The 21951-nt window shown below is 71.1% G+C and carries 22 protein-coding genes; 12 read left to right on the top strand and 10 right to left on the bottom strand.

Features of this window, described 5'->3' with window-relative positions; all coding sequences use genetic code 11:
- The first annotated feature begins 109 nt into the window (after positions 1 to 109).
- Together BJ992_RS31200 and BJ992_RS31195 are read left to right on the top strand one after the other, a co-directional pair.
- On the top strand, positions 110 to 985 hold the full coding sequence (locus tag BJ992_RS31200) for an A/G-specific adenine glycosylase (protein WP_184987094.1): 876 nt from the start codon (positions 110 to 112) through the stop codon (positions 983 to 985).
- A 130-nt stretch (positions 986 to 1115) separates the two neighbouring features.
- Positions 1116 to 1754, top strand: coding sequence for a hypothetical protein (locus BJ992_RS31195; RefSeq protein ID WP_184987092.1), 639 nt, complete (start codon positions 1116 to 1118; stop codon positions 1752 to 1754).
- Positions 1755 to 1822: 68 nt separating this feature from the next.
- Here the strand turns inward: BJ992_RS31195 and disA are convergent, their stop codons facing one another.
- From disA to BJ992_RS31180, 3 genes are all read right to left on the bottom strand, one after another.
- Positions 1823 to 2911 carry a DNA integrity scanning diadenylate cyclase DisA gene (disA, locus tag BJ992_RS31190; RefSeq protein ID WP_184987090.1) on the bottom strand — a complete coding sequence of 363 codons (1089 nt, stop codon included), beginning with the start codon at positions 2909 to 2911 and terminating at the stop codon, positions 1823 to 1825.
- A 95-nt stretch (positions 2912 to 3006) separates the two neighbouring features.
- A complete protein-coding gene (gene radA, locus BJ992_RS31185) occupies positions 3007 to 4437 on the bottom strand; it encodes a DNA repair protein RadA (protein ID WP_184987088.1) in 1431 nt (476 codons plus the stop codon).
- Between the two features lie 36 nt (positions 4438 to 4473).
- Positions 4474 to 5172, bottom strand: coding sequence for a class I SAM-dependent methyltransferase (locus BJ992_RS31180; RefSeq protein ID WP_184987086.1), 699 nt, complete (start codon positions 5170 to 5172; stop codon positions 4474 to 4476).
- A 203-nt stretch (positions 5173 to 5375) separates the two neighbouring features.
- On the opposite strand from BJ992_RS31180, the gene BJ992_RS31175 reads away from it, so the two are divergent.
- The 7 genes from BJ992_RS31175 (at position 5376) to BJ992_RS31145 (ending at position 12215) form a co-directional block, all read left to right on the top strand.
- Positions 5376 to 6191 carry a TIM barrel protein gene (locus BJ992_RS31175; RefSeq protein WP_184987084.1) on the top strand — a complete coding sequence of 272 codons (816 nt, stop codon included), beginning with the start codon at positions 5376 to 5378 and terminating at the stop codon, positions 6189 to 6191.
- A 13-nt stretch (positions 6192 to 6204) separates the two neighbouring features.
- On the top strand, positions 6205 to 7002 hold the full coding sequence (locus BJ992_RS31170) for a class I SAM-dependent methyltransferase (RefSeq protein ID WP_184987083.1): 798 nt from the start codon (positions 6205 to 6207) through the stop codon (positions 7000 to 7002).
- Positions 6995 to 7588 (top strand): TetR/AcrR family transcriptional regulator, encoded by a 594-nt coding sequence (locus tag BJ992_RS31165; protein WP_184987081.1) that lies wholly within the window; start codon positions 6995 to 6997, stop codon positions 7586 to 7588. Before BJ992_RS31170 ends, BJ992_RS31165 begins: the two co-directional genes overlap by 8 nt.
- 219 nt (positions 7589 to 7807) lie before the next feature.
- On the top strand, positions 7808 to 9925 hold the full coding sequence (locus BJ992_RS31160; protein ID WP_221475896.1) for a (Fe-S)-binding protein: 2118 nt from the start codon (positions 7808 to 7810) through the stop codon (positions 9923 to 9925).
- Between the two features lie 94 nt (positions 9926 to 10019).
- Entirely contained in the window at positions 10020 to 10826 is an 807-nt protein-coding gene (locus BJ992_RS31155) for a hypothetical protein (RefSeq protein ID WP_184987077.1), read from the top strand.
- Positions 10826 to 11905, top strand: a complete 1080-nt coding sequence (locus BJ992_RS31150; protein WP_184987075.1) for a glycosyltransferase — start codon at positions 10826 to 10828, stop codon at positions 11903 to 11905. Before BJ992_RS31155 ends, BJ992_RS31150 begins: the two co-directional genes overlap by 1 nt.
- Positions 11906 to 11933: 28 nt before the next feature.
- Positions 11934 to 12215, top strand: coding sequence for a metal-sensitive transcriptional regulator (locus tag BJ992_RS31145; RefSeq protein WP_184989395.1), 282 nt, complete (start codon positions 11934 to 11936; stop codon positions 12213 to 12215).
- Between the two features lie 572 nt (positions 12216 to 12787).
- Here the strand turns inward: BJ992_RS31145 and BJ992_RS31140 are convergent.
- Together BJ992_RS31140 and BJ992_RS31135 are read right to left on the bottom strand one after the other, a co-directional pair.
- Entirely contained in the window at positions 12788 to 14140 is a 1353-nt protein-coding gene (locus BJ992_RS31140; protein ID WP_184987073.1) for a hypothetical protein, read from the bottom strand.
- 90 nt (positions 14141 to 14230) lie between these two features.
- On the bottom strand, positions 14231 to 14809 hold the full coding sequence (locus tag BJ992_RS31135) for a gamma carbonic anhydrase family protein (RefSeq protein WP_184987071.1): 579 nt from the start codon (positions 14807 to 14809) through the stop codon (positions 14231 to 14233).
- 159 nt (positions 14810 to 14968) lie between these two features.
- On the opposite strand from BJ992_RS31135, the gene BJ992_RS31130 reads away from it, so the two are divergent.
- Positions 14969 to 16255 (top strand): coiled-coil domain-containing protein, encoded by a 1287-nt coding sequence (locus tag BJ992_RS31130; RefSeq protein ID WP_184987069.1) that lies wholly within the window; start codon positions 14969 to 14971, stop codon positions 16253 to 16255.
- Positions 16256 to 16380: 125 nt separating this feature from the next.
- Here BJ992_RS31130 and BJ992_RS34485 read toward each other — a convergent pair whose 3' ends face one another.
- From BJ992_RS34485 to BJ992_RS31115, 3 genes are all read right to left on the bottom strand, one after another.
- Positions 16381 to 16749 (bottom strand): hypothetical protein, encoded by a 369-nt coding sequence (locus tag BJ992_RS34485; RefSeq protein WP_343072944.1) that lies wholly within the window; start codon positions 16747 to 16749, stop codon positions 16381 to 16383.
- Positions 16750 to 16868: 119 nt separating this feature from the next.
- Positions 16869 to 17618, bottom strand: a complete 750-nt coding sequence (locus tag BJ992_RS31120; protein WP_184989391.1) for a GntR family transcriptional regulator — start codon at positions 17616 to 17618, stop codon at positions 16869 to 16871.
- 545 nt (positions 17619 to 18163) lie between these two features.
- Complete coding sequence (locus tag BJ992_RS31115) at positions 18164 to 18679, bottom strand: hypothetical protein (protein ID WP_221475050.1); 516 nt, start codon at positions 18677 to 18679, stop codon at positions 18164 to 18166.
- Positions 18680 to 18921: 242 nt separating this feature from the next.
- Here BJ992_RS31115 and BJ992_RS31110 point away from each other — a divergent pair, with 242 nt between their 5' ends.
- Together BJ992_RS31110 and BJ992_RS31105 are read left to right on the top strand one after the other, a co-directional pair.
- A complete protein-coding gene (locus tag BJ992_RS31110; RefSeq protein WP_184987065.1) occupies positions 18922 to 19170 on the top strand; it encodes a hypothetical protein in 249 nt (82 codons plus the stop codon).
- Between the two features lie 66 nt (positions 19171 to 19236).
- Positions 19237 to 19614 (top strand): VOC family protein, encoded by a 378-nt coding sequence (locus tag BJ992_RS31105; RefSeq protein WP_184987063.1) that lies wholly within the window; start codon positions 19237 to 19239, stop codon positions 19612 to 19614.
- Here the strand turns inward: BJ992_RS31105 and BJ992_RS31100 are convergent.
- Positions 19611 to 19880 carry a hypothetical protein gene (locus BJ992_RS31100; protein WP_184987061.1) on the bottom strand — a complete coding sequence of 90 codons (270 nt, stop codon included), beginning with the start codon at positions 19878 to 19880 and terminating at the stop codon, positions 19611 to 19613. The genes BJ992_RS31105 and BJ992_RS31100 overlap by 4 nt on opposite strands.
- Positions 19881 to 19954: 74 nt before the next feature.
- Positions 19955 to 21775 carry a Na+/H+ antiporter NhaA gene (gene nhaA, locus BJ992_RS31095; protein WP_184987059.1) on the bottom strand — a complete coding sequence of 607 codons (1821 nt, stop codon included), beginning with the start codon at positions 21773 to 21775 and terminating at the stop codon, positions 19955 to 19957.
- Between the last annotated feature and the right edge of the window lie 176 nt (positions 21776 to 21951).

Below are 21951 nucleotides of genomic sequence, written 5' to 3'. Positions count from 1 at the left end.
CCTGGACGAGCTCGCGGCCGTTCCAGCCGGATCACCGGGTGGAGGAGGTCCGACCCCTCTCCGGTCGTTCGCCGGACCTGCCTTCCCCGGCCCCCACTAGGCTCTCGGCATGGCCGGTGCGTTGCGTGAGGCGATTGTCGATTGGTACGGGGTGGCGGCGCGTGACCTGCCGTGGCGGCGCGCCGGGGTCGGCGCGTGGGGGGTGCTGGTCAGCGAGATCATGCTCCAGCAGACGCCGGTGGCGCGGGTGCTGCCGGTGTGGGAGGACTGGATGGAGCGGTGGCCCACCCCGGCGGCCCTGGCGGACGAGCCGCCGGGTGAGGCCGTGCGGCACTGGGGCCGGCTCGGCTATCCGCGACGCGCGCTCAATCTCCACGCCTGCGCCAGGGCCATCACCGACGACCACGACGGCAAGGTGCCGTCCACCTACGACGAGCTGCGGCGGCTGCCGGGCATCGGCGACTACACGGCGGCGGCGGTCGCCAGTTTCGCCTACGGAGGCAGCCACGCGGTGCTGGACACCAACGTCCGGCGGGTGCTGGCCCGCGCGGTGCGGGGAGAGGAGTTCCCGCCGAAGGCCACGACGGCCGCCGAGCGCACCCTCGCCGAGTCGCTGATCCCCGAGGTGGACGCACCACGCTGGGCCGTCGCCGTGATGGAGCTCGGTGCCCTTGTCTGCACCGCGCGGGCCCCCCGCTGCGCCGATTGCCCCGTCGCCGGCGAGTGCGCGTGGCGCCTCGCGGGCCGGCCCGCGTACGACGGCCCGGCCCGGCGCGGCCAGACCTACGCCGGCACCGACCGCCAGTGCCGCGGCCGGCTGCTCGCCGTGCTCCGCGAGGCCCACGGCCCGGTGCCGAAGCCGGCGCTCGACGCCGTCTGGTCCGACGCCGTGCAACGTGAGCGTGCCCTCGACGGCCTCGTCGCCGACGGCCTCGCCGAGCCCCTCGCGGACGGCACCTACCGCCTGCCGGGAACGGTGATCTGACTCAGAACGCGGATCGGCCGGGCCTCCGCGGAACGGCACGTGGTGGTGAGCGGGAACGACACGCCGGTCATCGTGGGTTTCCCGGCGGGTCTACACCCTCCCGATGGACAGTTATCTCCATACTGTGAGTATGGATCCGGACACGTTCCGTGGCGATCTGGGGGTCGAGGGGCCTGAGGTGTACTGGCGCAGGCGCGTCGCCGTGCTGGTCGGGGTGCTCGTGGTGGTCGCGGTGGTCGCGTGGGCCTGCAGCGCGTCCGGCGGGCTCGGGGCCGGTGGCCGCGGCACGCCGGGACGGGACGGCGGCGGCGGGTCGCCGTCCCGTGAGGCGGCGGCGCGGCCGGGTGCGGTGGCCACGGCGCCGCCGTCACCTGACGGCGAGGAGCCGTGCCGCGGCGGAGACCTGGTGCTGAGCCTGCACGCCGAGTCGCAGGTGTACGCCGGTGACCGCAAACCGAGCTTCCTGCTGACGGTCGTGAACACCGGGGACATGTCGTGCGAGGTCGACCTCGGCAGGCGGGCCGTCGAGACGCGGATCACCTCCGGCGGGGACCGCATCTGGTCCACCACCGACTGCGTCAGCGGCCCCGGCCGTGACATGCGCACCCTGCGCAGGGGTGTGCCCCACGTGACCAAGGTGCAGTGGGACCGGCGCAGATCCGGCGCGGACTGCCGCTCCGAGCGGCCCGTCGCACGTCCCGGCACCTACGTCGCCACGGCCCGCCTCGGCGCGCTGCGCAGCCACGAGCTGATCTTCCACCTGCGCTGACCCGGCGACCCCGAGCTGAGCGGACCGGCCGCGCCGAGCGCCGTGCCGGAGTGCGCCGGCCCGGAGGGTCAGACGTAACGCTCCAGGATGGACGCCTCGGCGAGGCGGGAGAGGCCCTCGCGGACGCTGCGGGCCCGCGACTCGCCTACGCCGCCGACGGACTGGAGGTCGGCCGTGCTGGCCGCCAGGAGCTTCTGGAGGCCGCCGAAGTGGTCCACGAGGCGGTCGACCACGCTGTCCGGCAGGCGGGGCACCTTGGCGAGCAGACGGAAGCCTCTCGGGCTCACCGGGGACTCCAGGGCCTCGGAGCCGGCGTGGCCGAGCACGCGGCCCACGGCGGTGAGGTCGAGCAGGTCGGCGGCGGAGAGACGGTCGAGCTCGGCCAGGGCCTCGGGGACACGGCGGGAACGGCGCTCCTTCCCCGACGGCAGATAGTCGCGCATGATCAGGTCGCGGTCGCCTTCGACACCGGCGACGAGCTCGGCGAGCTGCAGGGACAGCAGCCGTCCGTCGGTGCCGAGCTCCACGACGTAGCCTTCGATCTCGCCGGCGATGCGCCGCACCATCTCCAGCCGCTGCACCACCACCGCGACGTCGCGCGCCGTGACGAGATCCTCGATCTCCAGCGCCGACAGCGTGCCGGACACCTCGTCGAGGCGGGTCTTGTAGCGTTCGAGCGTCGCGAGCGCCTGGTTGGCCTTGGAGAGGATCGCCGCGGACTCCTCGAGGACGTACCGCACGCCGTCGAGGTACAGCGCGATGATGCGCATCGACTTGCTGATGGAGATCACGGGGTACCCGGTCTGCTTGGCGACGCGCTGCGCGGTGCGGTGGCGCGTGCCGGACTCGTTGGTCGGCAGGTCGGAGTCGGGCACGAGATGCACGGCGGCTCGCACGATCTTGTCGGCGGCCTGGTCGACGACGATGGCGCCGTCCATCTTGGCCAGCTCACGCAGCCGGGTCGCGGAGAACTCGACGTCGAGGAAGAAGCCGCCGGTGCAGACCTTCTCGACCCCGGCGTCGTACCCGAGGACGATGAGAGCCCCGGTGTGGCCGCGGAGTATGCGCTCCAGGCCGTCACGGAGGTCGGTACCCGGAGCGAGCGCGGCAAGGACCGATCTTCGTCGCTCGTCGATCCCCTTGTCGATGTTAGCCACATGGCCCCCGCTGGTCGCTGACGTCGCCAGTTTACCGGGGAGGGGCCGAGTGGGCCCGGACGAAGGCGGCCCGACCCGGCGGTCTCACCCCGGGGTCAGGTGACGTGGGTGAGCGCGTCCCAGACGTTCTCGGCCTCGGTCACCTCGAAGCCCGAGGTCAACGCGGTGGTGCGGGCCGGACGGCGGCCCACCGGCACCGGACGCAGCGCGTCGCCGTCCTGCTCGCCGGGTGGCGGCGTGTCCTGGTCGAGCGACCCGGCCGGGACCAGTGCGCGGGTGAAACCCAGCCTGGCGGCCTCGGCGACGCGGCGCCTGATGTCGCGCACGGGCCGCAGCTCACCGGCGAGGCCGACCTCGCCGAGCACCACGAGCCCCGGCGGCAGCGGCCGGTCACCCGCGGCGCTGGCCACGGCGAGCATGACCGCGAGGTCCACCGCCGGGTCGTTCAGGCGGATGCCGCCGACGGTGGCGGTGAACACGTCGCAGCCGCTCAGCCGCGCGTTGAGCCGGCGTTCGAGCACCGCGAGGATCATGGTGACGCGGAACGGGTCGAGACCCGAGGTGGACCGGCGGGGTTGCTGCGCGTCGGTCGGGCCGACCAGGGCCTGCACCTCGGCCGGCAGCGGACGGGTGCCTTCGACGGTGACGGTGACGCAGGTGCCGGCCACCGGCTCCGAGCGACGGGAGACGAACAGGCCGCTCGGGTCGGCCAGGCCCTGGATGCCGCGCTCGTTCAGGTCGAAGCAGCCGACCTCCTCGGTGGGGCCGAAGCGGTTCTTGACGCAGCGCACCATGCGCAGCCGCGAATGCCGGTCGCCCTCGAAGTGGAGCACGACGTCCACCAGGTGTTCGAGCACACGCGGGCCGGCGATGGAGCCGTCCTTGGTGACGTGGCCGACCAGCACCGTGGACATGCCGCGCTCCTTGGCGAGGCGCACGAGATTGCCGGTGACCTCGCGCACCTGCGTGACGCCACCCGGCACGCCGGTGGTCTGCGTCGACCCGATGGTCTGCACCGAGTCGACGATCAGCAGCCGGGGCTGGACCTTCTCGACATGGCTGACCAGCGCCGCGAGGTCGGTCTCCGCGGCGAGGTAGAGCTGGTCGCGGATGGCGCCGATGCGGTCGGCGCGCATGCGCACCTGGGCCGCGGACTCCTCACCCGTGACGTACAGCACGGTCTCGTGCCTGGCGAGGCTCGCCGCGGCCTCCAGCAGCAACGTGGACTTGCCGATGCCGGGCTCCCCCGCGAGCAGCACGACGGCACCCGGCACGAGCCCGCCGCCGAGCACCCGGTCGAGCTCACCGACCCCCGTCGTGCGCGCTCTGGCGAACTCGGCCTTGACCTGGCCGATCGGCAGCGCGGGTGCGGAAACCGCGCCACCTTGGACGACGTGCACCCCGGCCCGCGCGCCTTCCTCGTCGACCGTGCCCCACGCCTGGCACTCGCCGCAGCGACCCACCCACTTGGTCGTGCGCCAGCCGCACTCGGCGCAGCGGTAGCCGGGCTTCTGCGTCTTGGTCATGGGGGCACGTTATCCCCCGCCGGTGACAGTCCGGGTTCAGAAAAGACGCCACCGCAGGACATTGGGGTAGTCGATCTCCAGCCCCGGGGTGGCCGCGACGGCCTCCTCGGCGACCTCCGGCGCGAACTCGATGCGCAGGACGGCCTCCAGGTGGCTTCGCGCCGTGAACACCATGCGCAGGTCCAGTTCCCTGCGCATCCACCCCTGACGCGTCCAGAACGCCTCCACACGCTCGGTGGAGTAGCTCGGCACGGTCCTGGTGAACCACCGTCCGAAAGCTCCTCTGGACCCGTCCAGGTCCACGACGAACGCGGCCCCACCCTTGCGCACGACCCTGGCCAGCTCCCGCAGCCCCGGCTCACACCCCGGCCCGAAGAAGTAGGCCCAGCGCGCCACGGCGACGTCCACCGAGGCGTCGGGGAGCGGAAGATCCTGTGCGGTCGCGGTACGCACCACGACATTCGGCGTCGTACGGCACCTTTCAGCCGCCTGCCTGGCCAGCCCCGGATGCGGCTCCACCCCGACCACCTCGCGCGCCGTGGCCGCGTACCCCGGAAGATGGAACCCCGTGCCGCACCCGATGTCGAGCACCACCCCGCCGTCCCACGACCTGACGGCCCGCATCGCCGCGTCCGCGACCCCTTCGGGATCGACGGCACGGTTCTCCAGCTCGTAGACCTCCGGCGTGTTCCAGATGTTGGGACTGGGGATGGCCCCCTTCACGATCCGCGCCATGCGTCCACGCTAGTGCGCCTCCGCGTCCCGGCGGGCCACCGTACGGCGGCGCCGGACACGGGGTCATGCCGGTGCGGAGAGGGGTGGCCGGCGGTGTTGTCCGGGAGGGGTTTTCGGGGGTTGACGTGGGGGGGAAGGTATGATCTTGGTGGGTTGCGGGTCGTGGCGCGCCGGGGGTGCGTGGACCGGCTTAGGCTGGCAATGTGACCGACGTCATCCGAGTGCCGAATGCCAAGATCGCCCTGTCCACCGCGTCGGTGTATCCGGAGCGCACTCCGGACGCCTTCGAGCTGGCCGCGCGTCTGGGTTACGACGGTGTCGAGGTCATGGTCGGCGCCGATCCGGTGAGTCAGGACATCGACGTGCTGGAGCGGCTGTCCGACCATTACCACGTGCCGGTCCTCGCCGTGCACGCCCCGTGCCTGCTGGTGACGCAGCGGGTCTGGGGCCGCGACCCCTGGGCCAAACTGGTCCGTGCCCGTAAGGCCGCCGAGCGGCTCGGGGCGCGGACGGTGGTGGTCCACCCCCCGTTCCGCTGGCAGCGCGAGTACGCACGCGACTTCGAGACCGGGCTCGCCCGCATGCGTGACGAGACCGACGTGATCTTCGCTGTCGAGAACATGTTCCCCCTGCGCGCGAGAGGTACCGAGGTGGTCCCGTACTCCCCGGGATGGGACCCCATCGACCAGGATTACCCGCAGGTCACCCTCGACCTGTCCCACACCGCCGTGTCCGGCTCCGACGCGCTGGAGATGGCGGAGAAACTCGGCGACAGGCTGGCCCACCTCCACCTGGCGGACGGCGTGGGGACCACCAACAAGGACGAGCACCTGGTGCCGGGCCGCGGCAGCCAGCCGTGCGCACGCATCCTGGAGCGGCTGGCCACCAGCGGGTACGGCGGCCTGATCGTCCTGGAGATCAACACCCGTAAAGCCGCCGGTCGCACCGAGCGCGTGGACGACCTGGCCGAGGGCCTGGCGTTCGCACGGCTGCACTTCGCCGCCTCGTCCACGGCGTGATCTACTCGTCGCCATGAGCCATGAGGTGTTCGACCGCGTCGCCGAGTACTACGACGCGGCCAGGCCGGGCTACCCCGACGGGGTGTACGACGCGGTGGCTTCGCTGTGCGAGATGTCGCTGGAAGGCGCCGTGGTGGTCGATGTCGGCGCGGGCACCGGCATCTCGACCAGGGGTCTGCTCGCCAGGGGTGCGCGGGTGACGGCGATCGACCCGGGGGAGCGCATGCTGGCCCGGCTGGTGTCCCATGCGGCCCGGCCCGGTGTGGTCGTCGGGGACGGCAACATGCTGCCGTTGCGTGAAGGCGTCGCCGACCTGGTGTGTTACGCGCAGTCGTGGCACTGGCTGCGGCCCGCCGACTCGATCGCGGAGGCCGTGCGGGTGCTGCGGCCCGGCGGCGTGCTCGCGGCGTGGTGGAACACCGTCGATCTCGGCGCCACGCCGGACGACGCGCAGGGCACCGGCGCCGACTGGCTGGTGGCGTTCGAGCGGCGGCTCGCGGCGAGCTGTCCGGCGTACTGGGGTCCGGCGCTGCCGCAGTGGCGGGTGCCTCAGGTGGCACGTGCCATGGGGGAGGCGGGTCTGTCGGTCCAGGAGGCCTGGATCCACTGGGTGCGGCGGATCAGCGTGGACGACATGCTGCTCGACCTGCGTTCCCACGCGTTCGTGGCGTCGCTCGGCGACGAGGCGGCCACCGCCGTGGTGGTGCGCGAGCGCGACGAGCTGCGCAAGGCGGCCCCGGACGGTGAGCTGGAGGTTCCCATGCGCGTCTACCTCGCCATGGCCCGCACACCGGAGGACGGCGATGGCTGAGGGAGCGGAGCGCCGCCGGCCCGGCCGCCGTCCGGGGCTCACCGACACGCGCAACGAGATCATCGCCGCGGCCCGCAAGGTCTTCGCCGACAAGGGTTTCGACAAGGCGACGATCCGCGGCATCGCCAGGGAGGCCGGGGTGGACCCGGCGCTGGTCCACCACTATTTCTCCACCAAGGAAGGCATCTTCGTCGCGGCGCTCAGCCTGCCCGCCGACCCGTCCAAGGTGCTGCCGTTGATCCTGCAGGGCCCGCGTGAGGAGGTCGGCGAGCGCCTGGTGCGTTTCCTGCTCACCCTGACGGCCGACCCCGCGGCTCGCGAGCCCGTGCTGGCGCTGGTCCGTAGCGCCACCACCAACGAGCAGGTCGTCGCGATGACCCGGGAGTTCCTGGCGCGGGCGATCCTCGACACGGTGGTCGAGACGCTGGGCATCCCGCCGATCCGCATGGAGGCGGCCTTCGCGCAGATGTTCGGCGTGATCATGTTGCGGTACGTGCTGCGTGTGGAGCCGATCGCGTCGGTGGACGTCGAGGAGCTGGTGGAGCTGCTGGCCCCCACGATCCAGCGCTACCTGGGTGAGCCATGATCGGCCCTGCCGGGACGGCGACCAGAGCACTCTTCTAGTATCGGTTCCGGTGGTGGTCGACGCGGAGTGAACGGACTGGCACACCCATAAGTTACCCATGGGTAGTATGCGAGTGCCGGCCGTACGCGCGCCGGAAGGCCGGCGCCGGGAACAGTGCCGCGTGGACAGCGCCGTAGACAGGGAGGGCCTGTGCTCCTAGTAGCGATCATCGGGCTGGTCATGACCGCCGCCGCGCTGGCGCTCGCCGCGCGCCGGGTGAACTTTCTGCGGCGCCTCGCCATGAGCGGTCAGCCGGCGCCTGAGCGGGTGGCGTACGCCAGGCGGAACGCCGGTGCGGAGCTGAAGGCGCAGCTGGTGGAGGTGTTCGGTCAGCGCAAGCTGCTGAAGTGGACGCCGTCGGGTGTGGCGCATTTCGTGGTGTTCTGGGCTTTTGTGATCCTGGCGACGGTGTACCTGGAGGCGTATGGCGCGCTGATCCAGGGTGCGGTGACCGGGACGCCGGACTTCCACATCCCGCTGGTCGGCACCTGGCCGGTGCTGGGGTTCGCGCAAGACCTCATCGCGGTGGCGTGTGTGGCCGGTCTGGCGGCGTTCGCCGTGATCCGGGTCCAGAACGCGCCGAGGAAGCTGGGCCGTGCGTCGCGGTTCAGCGGGTCGCATCTGGGTGGTGCGTGGCTGATCCTGTTCATGATCTTCAATGTGATCTGGACGTTGTTCCTGTTCCGGGGTGCGGCGATCAACACCGGGAACTTCCCCTACGACAGCGGCGCGTTCGCCTCCCAGGGTGCGGCGGCGCTGCTGCGGCCTTTGGGGGAGGGTGCCAACGAGGTGCTGGAGCCGGTAGGGCTGCTGCTGCACCTGGGGGTGATGCTGGTGTTCTTGGTGATCGTGGTGAACTCCAAGCACCTGCACATCTTCACCGCGCCGCTGAACGTGCTGTTCTCCCGCCGTCCCGACGGTCTCGGCGCGGTCCCTCAGATGCGCAGCAACGGCGAGGTGCTGGACTTCGAGGAGGCCGACCCCGACACCGATGTGTTCGGCCGGGGGACGCTGCAGGACACCACGTTCAAGGGGTTCTTGGACTTCTACACCTGTACCGAGTGCGGCCGGTGCCAGTCGCAGTGCCCGGCCTGGAACACCGGCAAGCCGTTGTCACCCAAGATGCTCATCCTGGACCAGCGCGACCACGCCTTCGCCATCGCCCCCTACCTGCTGGCGTCCGAGGCCGAACGGGAGGACCTGCCGCAGGACGTGCTCGCGCTGGCCGGTAAGCCGCTGGTCGGGGAGCAAGGGGTGATCCACCCCGATGTGCTGTGGTCGTGCACCAACTGTGGTGCGTGTGTGGAGCAGTGCCCGGTCGACATCGAGCACATCGATCACATCATCGACATGCGCCGCTACCAGGTCATGATCGAGTCCAGCTTCCCCTCCGAGGCCGGGGTGATGCTGAAGAACCTGGAGAACAAGGGGAACCCGTGGGGGGTGCCGGAGGTCAAGCGGGCCGAGTGGATCGAGGAACTGGCCTCCCGGCAGGTGGATCCGATCGAGGTCACCTTGATCGAGGACACCGTCCCCGACGGCATGGAGTACCTGTTCTGGGTCGGCTGCGCCGGCGCGCTGGAGGACCGGGCCAAGAAGACCACCAAGGCGGTGGCCGAACTGCTGCACATGGCCGGGGTCCGGTTCGGGGTGCTCGGCCCGATGGAGGCCTGCACCGGCGACCCGGCGCGGCGGCTCGGCATGGAGTTCGTGTTCGACATGCTGGCCCGGCAGAACATCGAGACCCTCAACGAGGCGGGGGTGACGAAGATCGTGGCCACGTGTCCGCATTGCTTCAACACTCTGGCCAACGAGTACCCCCAGCTCGGGGGCACCTACGAGGTCGTGCACCACACCCAGTTGCTGGCCCGCCTGGTCGAGGAGGGCCGCCTGACGCCGGTCACCCCGATCGAGGAGAAGATCACCTACCACGACCCGTGTTTCCTGGGCCGGCACAACAAGGTGTACACCCAGCCGCGCGACATCATGGCCACCGTCCCCGGCGTCACCACCCAGGAGATGCACCGCTGCAAGGACCGCGGGTTCTGCTGCGGCGCCGGCGGCGCGCGCATGTGGATGGAAGAACGCATCGGCAAACGCATCAACACCGAACGCGTCGACGAGGCCCTGACCACCGACCCCGACCGCGTGTCCACCGCCTGCCCCTTCTGCCTGGTCATGCTCGGCGACGCCATCAACGAGAAGAAGAACACCGGCGAGGCCAAACCCACCCTCGAAGTCGTCGACGTCGCACAGCTTCTAGTGACGTCTGTGAAAGGTGGGACGACCTCGGCCTGAACGCACGACGGCGGGCCCGAAACCGTTTCTCCACATTGCGACTAAATAACGGTAACCTCAACGTCGCGGCTCAATCGACGGGGAGGGGGCGCCGGTGCGCGTCGTCGTTACCGATGCCGAGGTCACGATGGCCGACGTCCTCTCGCTTCGCCTTGCCATCGAGGAGCCCCTCCCCGAAGGCACGCGGCTGGTGTTACGGCGGCGTGGCGGCGGCCCGGAGAGCACGGTGGTGCTCGGCACGCCGGGGGCGGAGGCGCACGACGTCTCCGTGGCGGTCTCCCTGGGCCCGCTGGCGCTCGGCCCCGGCCGCTGGGACACCTACCTTGAGCAGGGAGAACAAGGCAAGGGGTCCCGCACCCGAGTGCAGTGTGTGGACCCCGGTTTCTCGCTCGACCGCCTGGACGCCTACGCGCTGAGCCGCCGCACCTTGGCGTACCGCGCCTACCGCACGCTCAACGGCTATCTCGCGCTGCGCGTCGCCTCGGCGGACCCGGTGGCGGACGTCCGCGCGGTGTGGCTGCGTGAGGGTCGTTTCGAGGTGACCGGCCTGCTGGCGTACACCGGGATCACCGACGACGACGCGCACCGGCCGGCCCGCCTGGCGCTGCGGCCCCCCGCCGGTCCGGACGGCGTGGTGACCACGGCGGCCACGGTGCAGGGTGTGCGGTTCCACGCCGCGCTGTCGCTGTGCGACGTGCTCGCCGCCACACCTCACTACGAGGGGTTGTGGGAACCGTCGCTCGAAGTGGACGGCCTGGCCGAGCCGCTGCCGCTCGGCGCGCGCATCGACGACGTGGACGGCAAACGCCGCAGGGTGCAGTACCCCGACACCGAGGTGGACGGCGTGCCGATGCGACCCTGCTACACCGCGGACGACGAGCTGCGTCTCGAGGTGGGGTGATGAGGATCTGTTTCCTGCTCGCCTCGGCGTACGGGATGCGCGGCGACACCAGGGCCGTGGTCAATCTCGCCGGCGAGCTGGCGACGCGGCACGAGGTGCAGATCGTCAGTGTCAGGAGGGTCAGGGAGACGCCGTTCTTCCCCGTCGACCCGCAGGTGGCGGTGCGCTGGCTGGTGGACGCGCGGCCCGGGGTGCGTCACCTGCTGCCGCGCGGCCAGATGCGCACCGAGATGGCTCTGTGGCGCACGCTGCGCGGCCTGCGGGCCGACGTGCTCGTCACCACCCGCGCGAGCCTCGGCGTGCAGGCCGCGAGGCATGTGCCACGTGACGTGCTGCGCATCGCGCGCGAGTGGGGCCGGCCGTCCATCCCCGGCGCGGTGCGACGGTTCTACCCCAAGCTCGACGCCGTCGTCGCGTCCACCGAGACCACCAGGGGAGAGTTCCAGCGGCTGCTCGACGACGACGGCGGCCCGCCGGTCGAGGTCATCCCCGACTCCTTGCCGCGCGGCCCGTGGCCGAGGTCGCGCATGGACAACCGGGTCGTGGCCGCGGGTGGCCGCTGGCTCCCCGGCAAGGCGTTCGACACGCTGATCCGCGCGTTCGCCATCGTGGCCGACAAGCGGCCCGACTGGCGGTTGCGCCTGTACGGCGGCGGGCCTGAGGAGAAGCGGCTGCGCGCGCTGGTCGGCGACCTCGGCCTGCACAACAACGTGTACTTCATGGGGACCACCCCCGACCTGCAGGGAGAGTTCGCCAAGGCGTCCATCGTGGCCGTCACCTCGCACGCCGAGACCCCCGGCATGACGGTGATCGAGGCGCTCGCCTGCGGCGTGCCGGTGGTGGGGTTCGAAGGCACCCGCGGGCCGGGGGAGTTCGTCACCGCGGGACGGGACAGCGTGCTGGTCTCCCGCGGTGAGCAGGAGCTCCAGGCGTACGCGTCGGCGTTGCTCGCGTTGATCGACGACGAGCGGCGCCGCATGATGCTGGCGGCCGGGGCCCGGGAGGCCGCGACCGCGCACGAGGCGTCCGCCGTCGGCGCGCGCTGGGAGGAACTGGCCGGACGTTTGCGCGTCCGCTGAGATACCCCGAAGAGGTATCGTGGAGAACATGCATGGGTACAGCGCCGACAAGCAGGCCTATCTCACGCGGCTGCGCCGGATCGAGGGCCAGATCCGGGGTCTTCAGCGCATGGTCGAAGAGGACGCCTACTGCATCGACGTGCTGACCCAGGTGTCGGCCGCCACCCGTGCCCTGCAGGCTGTGGCGCTCGGTCTGCTGGAGGACCACATCGGCCACTGCGTCACCGACGCGATCAACGCCGGCGGCCCGGAGGCCGAGGCGAAGGTCAAGGAGGCCTCGGCGGCGATCGCGAGGCTGGTGCGCTCCTAGCCGTGACTGGTCCGGGGGCCGGTCCGGTGGCTAGTTCGGTGCTGACACGGCGCTAGTCCGGCCGTAGGGTCCGCGTGCGGTCCGGCGGCCCGTACGGACTAGTCCGGGTGCGCGATGACGACCTCGACGCAAAACCGTCCCGAACTCCGGGGAGTCCGGGACCAGTTCTGCGAGCCTCTTCAGTGACTCACCGAAGTGCGCAATCCGAGCGCGTTGTCGAGTTCATCCAACGTCAGCTCTCGTTCGCTGACAGCGACGGCGCTGAGCACCTCCGCGTAGAGCGCGATCTCGTCCAACGCGACACGGTCATGGACTCGTGAGTCCAGATTGTCGTGCCCCACCGCGTCGTCCTTCCTTCCGCAGCCCACACCCACTTCGAGGTTACGACCGGTCGGCAACCGACGACATGGCCCATCGTGACCATTCGCCAGACCCTCCCGTGTCCCTGTGGAGACCATTTCCCGCTAGCGAGATCACAATTCCGTCAAAACGCCTGATAGTAGGGCGGGGAATGATATACGCGAAGTAAGTAAAAAATAGCCCAATAACCTGTTTGCCGAAGGCCGGGTTCGTCAGGAGTGACGTATCCATTCCACAGAGACATCTGGGACTGCAGGTAATGGGTCGGCGGGGTCGTCCCGCTCGTGGATCAGGCACCTGACCGTGGCGGCGGACACCGGGAAGCCGTGCGCCGGAGGCTCGGTGCCGGTCAGCCTGCACCACGCCAGGCCCGTGGCGTACCCCGCGCCGAGCAGCGCCGCCGCCGACGCGCGGTCAGGCGGCAGCAGATCAGGGGCCGGCTCGCCGGCGCGCGGCCAGCAGTCGCGCAGCGGATCGTCCGGCGCCGACAACGCCGTCCGGTAGGTGTGGCGCGTCTCGGCGTCCAGCCACGGGTCCAGCCGCACCGCCGCGGCAGGCGCGACGGTCTGCACGTCGGCCGCGAGCAGAGCCGCCGCCGTCGCACGGGGATCGCCGCCACGGCCGCCGACGAACGCGAGCGCCTGCACCAGGTCGTACAGCACATGCCTGAAGTGCTCACCCGGCGCGGTCTCCGGCAGCACGGAGGGGGCCAGGTGCGCGGGGCAGCGGGCCAGCCACGTGCGGTGCAGTGTGGTGGCGTCCCTGGCGTGGTGGTCCAGCCACGGCCGTGCCGCGAGCGGCTGCGCCATCGCGAGCAGGGCCTCGGCGCGCGGCGCGAAACGCGGGTCGGCGCGCAGCACCTTCGCCGTCGCCGCGGCGAGCCCCGCGAGGCGCAGCGCGGCCCCCTGCGCGCCTTTGGCCAGCGGTTCGGCGTACATCTCGATCAGCGCCGACAGCGGCACGGGTGGCAGCCACCGCACCCAGTCGTCACCGGGCAGCGGCCGGGACAGGAACTCGCCGAACATCGACAGCAGCACTTCGTTGCCGTCGAACGCCGGCGCGTAGGCGCACCACATGATCGTGCCCCACACCATCGCCACACCGGCGGGGACGTCGTTGTAGAACGACTCCTTCAGCGCACCCGACACCCCGAGGAACTCGCCGTCGCGGCCACGCTGCGCGTCGAGCAGCCCGCGGATGCCCTCCGTGACCGCGCGTGGCACGTCAGGCCCCACGAACGCCTGCACCGACCCCCGGTCGAAGGCGAGGTGCACGGCACGGGGCAGCAGGTGCTCCGGTACGGCGGGGGCCGGGTAGGCGGGCCGGGCCGCGGCGCGCGTGTCGACGGAGAACGGCGGGGCCGACAGGTGCCACAACCCGTCTGAGGCGTCGTGGCGGTACCACCGCGCGTGCGCGCCGAACAGCCAGCACGCGCCGTCCGGTGTGGTGAGCAGCCGTGCCGCCATGGCCTGTGCCTGCGTGGGAGCCGGGACGTCGGCCCACCGGGGGTCCGCCACCATGACACGGACGTCCCGTTCGATGGCGTCGAAAGGGTCCCACTGCACGGCGGCAATGTTACTGCCGGAGGGGCCGCCGATCCGGGTGCCGTGGCATGTGGCGGAGATGCCGGACATGCTGGAACATGTGCGCGGTGGTCAGTCGCCAGGCAGGGGCCGCGCCGTGCGGTGGAGCGCGGCCTTGGCCATGTAGTTGGCAGGAGTGTCCGCGAACGACGCGCGGTCGGCGTCGGTGAGCTCGCGCACGATCTTCCCCGGCACCCCGGCCACCAGCACACCCGCCGGGAACACCTTGCCAGGCGGCACCACGCAGCCGGCCGCGACCAGGGAGCCCGCGCCGATGCGCGCGCCGTTGAGCACGATGGCGCCGATGCCGACCAGAGCGCCGGTCTCGACGTGCGCGCCGTGCACCATGGCCCGGTGGCCGAGGCTGACGCGGTCCTCCAGCACGGCGGGCAGCCCCGGGTCGGCGTGCAGGCAGCACAGGTCCTGGATGTTGCACTCCTCGCCGACGTCGATGTCCTCGTCGTCGCCGCGCAGCACCGACCCGTACCAGACGCTGGTGGCGCGGCCGAGCCGCACCCGTCCCACGACCACGGCGGTCGGTGCCACGTAGGCCTCCGGGTGCACGGACGGCACGGCGGCGCCGAGCGCGGCGACGTACGGCACGGCGGGCCCGGCGGTCCCGGGAACGGTCGGCTCGGACACGCTCGTCATGATGTCACGAGGCCTCGGCGCCGCCGCCACGCGGTCTCATGCCACATGACTTGGCGGTACGTCGTGCGTTCAGGTTGCGGAGTGCGGCAGATGGCAGGAAAGTCGTGTCCTGACGTGAACACCCCCAGACACCCGCATCCAGAATCCCAGGGCTCAGCCATGACGAACCAGCACGACAGCTTTCCCGACATGATGCACGAGGACCTCGGCTTCGAGGTGGTGATGCGCGGATACAGCCGCCGCCAGGTCCACGACCACATGACCCGCATGCGCAACCAGATCCGCGACCTCGAGGAGCGTCTGGCACGTGCCATCGATCAGGCCGAGCAGGGCCGGGTGGAGCTGGCGGAGGCCCGCCGCCGTCTCGCCGAGGCCCCGCAGGACTACGACGAGATCGGTGAGCGGCTGAGCGCCATCCTCAAGCTCGGCGAGGAGGAGGCCCGCGCCAAGCGCCAGACCGCCGACGCCGACGCCGCCAAGGTGCGCGACGACGCCAACGCCGAGGCCGAGCGCATGCTGTCGGCCGCGCAGGCCGAGGCGGAGCACCGGGTGCACGAGGCCACCACCTCGGCCGAGCGCCTGCTGGCCCAGGCCGGCGCGGACGCCGAGGAGACCCTCGGCACGGCGCGCCAGGAGTCGGAGGAGACGCTGCGCGACGCGCGCGCCGAGGCCGAGCGCACCCTGACCACCGCGCAGCGCGACGCCGAGAAGCTTCTCGCCGACGCCAACGCGGAGGCCGAGTCCACGCTGGCCTCGGCGCGCGGCGAGGCGGAGTCCACGCTGAAGGCCGCCAAGGCCGAGGCGGCGGACATGCTGAGTTCCGCGCAGCGGCGTGCCGAGTCCCTGGACGAGCACACCGGCCGCCGGGTGACGTTCCTCACCGACACCCACACCGAGGTCATGCGGCGGCTCAACGAGATGGGTTCGGTGCTGACCGACCTGCTGCAGCGCGAGACCTCCGCGGGTCAGCTGATCGACGAGGCCTCCGTACTGCCGCCGCGGCCGGTCATCGGCACGGTCGACGACCCGGGTGACGAGGACGCCGCGGCGCGTGAGAAGGCCGCCGGCGCCGACGAGCCCGCCGACGAGGACCGCGGCAAGACCCCCGAGACCCCTGAGCCCGCCGAGACACCGGCGGACGCACCGGCCGGCGAGCAGGACGGCAAGCCCGCCGACGACCACTTCGGCGGTCTCACCGTGGACGAGCCGGACTTCGGCGAGCACGACCAGGTCCACGTGAACGACGCGCCGTCCCCCGCCGCCGGCACCCCGGCCGACTCGGTGGTCCGCGGCCCGTTCGAGTCGCTCGGCTCAGGCGACGACACCAGGGACGTCCGCGACTCCTTCTACGACACCCCGGTCACCCCGTCCGACTCGCACGGCCGGGTCCGGAGCTTCTTCGACAAGCCCGACCTGCCCGCGTCCGGCGACGGCACGCGTCCGTAGGCGGTTCCTCAGACGCCGAGGGCCCACGGGAAGACCCGTGGGCCCGCGGCGCCGCGGAAACCTTCGCCCCCGATCGGGTCGGAGGTTTACGCGCCTGCTCGTCCGCACACAGCGGCCGGCCAGGTTCAGGGAGGCGTCGCCGTGCCGTCCGGCACGGCGTCGTCGCCGGGCTGGTCCTCGTCCGTCCCGGCCACCCCCACGGCGGCCGGCCCGGTGACCGGCGGGGTGGGCGGCGGCGGACGGGACGTCTCGACGGCGGGCTCGGCAGGGGCCGGCTCGTGGTAGGCGGCCGCCATGCATTCCTGCTGTTCGAGCAGCCCGAGGCGCAGGCCCGCCGGGTCGTCGGCGTCGATGGTCATGGCGCAGCCGGACTTGCGCTCGGCGTCGGTGAGGGGACGATGCCGGGTGGCCCACCACCTTCCGGCATCGCTGCGCCAGATGGTCCAGTCAGGGAACTCCCGGGCGATTTCGGCGAGGTGCCGGTCGAACGACATCCCGTCCACCCTTCCCTAGGGCCTGGTTTGCACCGTTCCTCTCACGTTGCGGGACATCTCTAGAGAAATCAATGTTCGGGGTGGACAGGTCAACCTAACGCCTGGCCGACGACCTTGACTCAGGCGTCGAAGTCGTACTGAAGTACGTAGGACGCCGCATCCATGATCATCTTGTTGAGCTCCACGGCCGTGCCGCCGGCCGCGTACGCCGCGCGGCACACCACGATCACCGGTGTCCCCGCCGGCAGGCCGAGCTGCTCGGCCTCCTCCGGCGCCGGCATGCGGGCCCGCACCTCCTCGGTGAAGTGCGCCGGCGCGTGGCCGAGGTCGCGCAGCCGCGCGTACACGCCACCCGGGCCGGTGTCCGGCAGCACGATAGAGGTGTCGCGGACCAGCGGCGCGGGGAAGTGCGACGCCGCGAGCTGCACGGGACGGCCGTCCACCGAGTACCGGCGGCGGCGCACCCAGACCTCGTCGCAGTCGAGCACCCGCTTGGCCTCGTCCGCCGCGGGCTCCAGCGTGATGGTGAGGTCGTCCACCGTGTACGGCCGGCCGCCGGCGTCGGAGTCCCAGATGGCGCGGCCCGCACCCCACTGCTCACGGGACAGGCGGCGCGAACCGTGCCGGCGGATGGGCCGGAACCGTCGCACGTAGACGCCTGAGCCGCGCTTCGGGACGGCGAGCCCTTCGTTGATGAGGACGGCCAGCGCCTGCCTCGCCGTGGCGCGTGCGATGCCGTACTCGGACATGAGCGCGTTCTCGCCCGGGAGCCGGTCCCCGTCCCGCAGATCGCCGGCCAGGATCGCCTGGCGCAGACGATCCGCGATGCGGCGATAGATCGGGGGTTCATGTGGTACGGGGGACTCCATCACGCTCTATCACCCTCAGTCACGAACGCGGTTCCGCGTCTCCAGAGAACTTGCCCCGCCTTGTCCACGATCGCACAGATACTCAAGTTGGTCCCGTGCATCTTTTGAGCGGATCGTGCCTGTGTGGTGATCTACGGGGGTTTCGCTGAGCCGTTAGCCTGGACCGGTCCCGGCCGCTATCTCCACCCCCGCTCGCGCCGGTCGTCCCCCGCCACGTCCACGTCCCGCCTCTCCGGAGTCCGCACCCATGCGGACCTGCGGCGACGACGCACCACCCTCCATGTGACGGCCATCTCAGGCCAGAGAAACCTGGCCGTCGGGTCACATCCGGGAACCCGCCTGAGCCTTGTTCCGGTGACCGTCTTCCCGGCGAGACGCGCCGCACCTGACCCGGCCCCCGATCGCGTACCGGAGGCGCGGGTTACGGGAAGGTATCGCCGAAGCAAGGGTCGGTCATGCCGTACCGGCATACGACGACCGTGACACAACGTGACCATGGCCTCCGGACGGCGGGCCGGAGCGGCGACCCCGCCGCTCCCACAGCCTCACCCCGCGGCCAGCCGCCGTCCCTCCTCGAAGAACCCCCTCAGATCCTCCACCTGCGACAACGGCCGCGCGGCTCCGAACGGCGCGTTCCAGAACTCCCCGTCCCGCGCCTGCCACGGTCCCACGTACGCGTACGGCTCCCCGAGGTACCCGTCCCCCAGTGAAACCCCGTAGTTGACCTCGTCCACCGTGATCCCGAGGTCGAAGTGCTCCGGCCACAGCACCGGTGTCACCCCGGACGCGAACTCCCGCAACGCCGCGTCCCCCCGCCGGAGCGCCTCGGCCAGCACCCCCGCCGCCTCCGCGTCCACTCTCACCGCATCGTCCGGCGAAGCCCCCGACCCGTCGTGGTACACCCCCTCGGGCTTCCAGGCTCCTTCGCCGGTGGCCTCCCCAAGCTCACGCAGCGTACGTCCGTCGAGCTCCGTCCGGCTGTCCCCCGCCACGAGCACACCCCCCTCGACCCGCAGCGCCGGCTCGGCCACGGTGGCGAACCCACCCGGCGTAACCCGCAACCGAATCGTCCCACTACGCCGATATTGCGGCCCCGCCATCACCACCTCGGCCACCGCGTGCAAAGCCTTCCGAGTGGCCACTGTTCCCTGTGCGTCCATAGGGACAAGCCTGCTGGACCCGCCACCGACTCCGCCATACCTCCTCACGCTGGTGACTCTTCGTGATTGATTAGCTACCCTGAAGTGACTACCCTTTGACCCATGTCCACCGCACCCATTCCCCCGCTGACCGGGGTGACCCGTTGACCCCCATCACCATCACCGAGCTCAACGCCAAGTACAGCCGCCGCTGGCTGGTCTCCGACGCCGTAGGCGGCGGCTGGTACGCCGTCCGCCGCCAGGGCCTCTCCCCGGCGCTCCTCCGCCACGGTCTCTCCAACGTCCGCTGCGCCGCCACCCTGGAAGAGCTCGCCACCCACCTGGCCACCGAGTCCCAGCTGGAAGCCACCCTCTCCCAGCCCGGCGCCACCCAAGGCCGGCCCTCCTCGTAGTATCCGCGGCCACCCGGCCGGTTCCCCGCGATATCGTCACCCTTCAGGCTCGCCGAAGGAGATGACATGACCGGCGCTCCCCGCCTCACCCTCACCTCGACCGTGCTCGACGCTCCCGACGCCGGTGAGCTGGCCGCGTTCTACCAGCGGCTTCTCGGCTGGCAGGTCAAGGACGACGAAGGCGACTGGGTCACCCTCCGGCCTCCCGGCGGTGGCACGGGCCTGTCGTTCCAGACCGAGAAGGCCTACGTGCCGCCGACCTGGCCCGCCGGGCCCGGCGACCAGCAGATGATGACCCACCTGGACATCGAGGTCGACGACCTCGAAACGGCCGGTGCGCACGCCGTCGCGGCCGGCGCCACACTGGCGTCCTACCAGCCGCAGGACGACGTCCGGGTCTACCTCGACCCGGCCGGTCATCCCTTCTGCCTCTGGATTCCTTAGGGCCAGGTGGGGAAGCGCGGCTCGGGTGGGTTCTGCGCGGCCAGGTGCCGTTCCGCCTGCTCGACGCACCTCGGGCACACCGGCCGACGCTCGGCCCGCCGTACGGACTCGGGTGCCGGATCGCGCTGACCGCCGAGCACCGTCATACCGGGTGGGAAACCGGTCTCGGGGTCGACGAGGAACATCGTGACGGTCGCGGGGTCGTAGTGGAACGTCCGTTTGCACGCGTAGCAACGGCCGATCGTCGGGAGCCGTTCGTCCGGCATCTGATCACCCCTCACCGATACCGTACCTTCCGGACCGGCCGGCAGGGCCACCATGAGCAGGCGCGGGAGTACGGCTACGCGTCCCGCTCGTGCGACGGTGCCGGGGTGACGGGCCGGAGAGCCTCGACGGCGTCGGACAGGGACTCCAGGTTGTGGCGGCCGTGGTACCTGGTGCCGTTCAGGAAGATGGTCGGGGTGCCGCGGACTCCGCTCGCGCGGCCGGACTCCTCGTCCGCGGAGATGTGCTCCAGATGGCCCGGCACGTCAAGCCACGGCTCCACGCCGAGTTCGCGCGCGTAGCGCTCCAGGTCGGTGTCGGTCAGGTGGCGCTGGTTCGCGTACAGGGTGTCGTGCATCTCCCAGAACCTGCCCTGAGCGGCGGCGTCCTCGGCGACCAGCGCCGCCGCAGCGGCGTGGGGGTGCAGTTCGCGGAGCGGGAAGTGCCGGAAGACGAGGCGCAGATCGGGGTGGCGTTCCCGGAGCTGTTCCAGCACCTCGTGCAGCCGTCCGCAGTAGGGGCACTCGAAGTCGCCGTACTCCACCAGCGTCACCGGCGCGTCGGCGGGTCCGCGCACGTGGTCGCCTTCGTGGACGGGGACGGCGAGCGTCTCGGGGAGCGTCTCCTCGGGCTCGGTGCGCGGCGGCGCGCAGACGCCACCCTGGTCCCACGCCATGCGGAAGATCAGCCAGCCGAGACCGGCGGCGACGAGTGAACCCACGATGATGCCGATCTTGGCATCGGAGCGCAGCACAGGGTCGGTGAAAGCCAGGTCCACGATGAACAGCGACACCGTGAACCCGATGCCGGAGACCGCCGCGCCACCCAGCATCTGACCCCACACCAGGTTTCCCGGCAGCACACCCCAGTTGAGCCGCAGCGGCAGCCACGTGCCGAGCGTGATGCCGGCCAGCTTGCCGAACACCAGACCGAGGATGATGCCCCAGGTGACGAGGGACGCCGCGGCGTGACTCAGGGACGGGCCGTCCATCCGCACGCCGGCGTTGGCGAGCGCGAAGATCGGCACGATGACGTAGCTGCTCCACGGGTGCAGCCGCAGCTGCAGGCGTTCGTTGACCGACACCGCCTGCTGTACCGTGCGCGCCGCCTGCACCGCCAGCCTGGCGTTCGGCATGCTGGTGAACTCCTGCACGGCCTCACCCGCCAGCATCACCTGGTGCTCACGCGGCGCGTACACCAGCACCAGAGCGCCGAGCGCGATGCCGACCAACGTGGGGTGCACGCCGCTGATCAGTGCCGCCAGCCACAGGGCGAGACCGAGGATGACGTACGCGGGTGCTCGCCAGAACCGCAGCCACCGCAACGTCACGATCAGCGCGAGCAGCACCACGGCCCAGATCAGCGCCGTCACCGACAGGTCGTCGGTGTAGAAGATCGCGATGACGAGGATCGCCAGCACGTCGTCCACGATCGCCAGCGTCAGCAGGAACGCGCGCAACGGCTCGGGACACCGCGCTCCGACGACGGCCAGCACACCGAGCGTGAACGCGGTGTCGGTGGCGATCGGCACCCCCCACCCCGCGGCCCCGGCCCCGCCGGCGTTCAACAGCAGGTAGATCCCGGCCGGCACGAGCAGACCGCCGAGTGCCGCCACCGCGGGTACGGCGATGAGCCGCCGGTCCCGCAGCTGTCCCACGGTGACCTCGCGGGAGATCTCCAGCCCGATGACGAAGAAGAACACCGTCATCAGCCCGTCGTTCACCCAGTGCCGCAGGTCCAGCGAGAACTCGTTCCCGTTGAACGACAACCCGAGCGTGAGGTGCCAGAACTGCTCGTACGTGTCGGCCCACGGCGAGTTGGCCCACAGCAACCCGAGCACGGTGGCGCCGAGCAGCACGCTGGTGCTACCCACCTCGGTCTTGAAAAAGGTACGCATCCTGTCAAACCCCCCGGCGAGTCTATGAGTCCTCCCGCAGGAGACGTACATCATCCAGCAACCCGGCACCCCCGCCGGTCTCTTCCCACGACACACGACGGCGTACGCGATCAGTAGTTGATCGGTGACTCTCCGCTGTGGAATGGTGCTGGGGTCTTGATCAACTCCTGAAGGAG

It is taken from the genome of Sphaerisporangium rubeum (genome assembly GCF_014207705.1).
GTDB classification, from domain to species: Bacteria; Actinomycetota; Actinomycetes; order Streptosporangiales; family Streptosporangiaceae; genus Sphaerisporangium; species Sphaerisporangium rubeum.
The sequence above is the reverse complement of the archived record's forward strand: the minus strand, read 5'-3'. Positions and strand labels throughout refer to the sequence as shown.

What these genes read in the sequence shown, in the direction of transcription:
- BJ992_RS31150 (WP_184987075.1), top strand. Translation starts at nt 10,826, where the DNA reads ATGAGGATCTGTTTCCTGCTCGCCTCGGCGTACGGGATGCGCGGCGAC.
- BJ992_RS31100 (WP_184987061.1), bottom strand. Translation starts at nt 19,880, where the DNA reads ATGCCGGACGAACGGCTCCCGACGATCGGCCGTTGCTACGCGTGCAAA.
- BJ992_RS31165 (WP_184987081.1), top strand. Translation starts at nt 6,995, where the DNA reads ATGGCTGAGGGAGCGGAGCGCCGCCGGCCCGGCCGCCGTCCGGGGCTC.
- BJ992_RS31130 (WP_184987069.1), top strand. Translation starts at nt 14,969, where the DNA reads ATGACGAACCAGCACGACAGCTTTCCCGACATGATGCACGAGGACCTC.
- BJ992_RS31200 (WP_184987094.1), top strand. Translation starts at nt 110, where the DNA reads ATGGCCGGTGCGTTGCGTGAGGCGATTGTCGATTGGTACGGGGTGGCG.
- BJ992_RS31145 (WP_184989395.1), top strand. Translation starts at nt 11,934, where the DNA reads ATGCATGGGTACAGCGCCGACAAGCAGGCCTATCTCACGCGGCTGCGC.
- BJ992_RS31105 (WP_184987063.1), top strand. Translation starts at nt 19,237, where the DNA reads ATGACCGGCGCTCCCCGCCTCACCCTCACCTCGACCGTGCTCGACGCT.
- BJ992_RS31160 (WP_221475896.1), top strand. Translation starts at nt 7,808, where the DNA reads ATGACCGCCGCCGCGCTGGCGCTCGCCGCGCGCCGGGTGAACTTTCTG.
- radA (WP_184987088.1), bottom strand. Translation starts at nt 4,437, where the DNA reads ATGACCAAGACGCAGAAGCCCGGCTACCGCTGCGCCGAGTGCGGCTGG.
- BJ992_RS34485 (WP_343072944.1), bottom strand. Translation starts at nt 16,749, where the DNA reads ATGTCGTTCGACCGGCACCTCGCCGAAATCGCCCGGGAGTTCCCTGAC.
- nhaA (WP_184987059.1), bottom strand. Translation starts at nt 21,775, where the DNA reads ATGCGTACCTTTTTCAAGACCGAGGTGGGTAGCACCAGCGTGCTGCTC.
- BJ992_RS31135 (WP_184987071.1), bottom strand. Translation starts at nt 14,809, where the DNA reads ATGACGAGCGTGTCCGAGCCGACCGTTCCCGGGACCGCCGGGCCCGCC.
- BJ992_RS31195 (WP_184987092.1), top strand. Translation starts at nt 1,116, where the DNA reads ATGGATCCGGACACGTTCCGTGGCGATCTGGGGGTCGAGGGGCCTGAG.
- BJ992_RS31170 (WP_184987083.1), top strand. Translation starts at nt 6,205, where the DNA reads ATGAGCCATGAGGTGTTCGACCGCGTCGCCGAGTACTACGACGCGGCC.
- BJ992_RS31180 (WP_184987086.1), bottom strand. Translation starts at nt 5,172, where the DNA reads ATGGCGCGGATCGTGAAGGGGGCCATCCCCAGTCCCAACATCTGGAAC.
- BJ992_RS31120 (WP_184989391.1), bottom strand. Translation starts at nt 17,618, where the DNA reads ATGGAGTCCCCCGTACCACATGAACCCCCGATCTATCGCCGCATCGCG.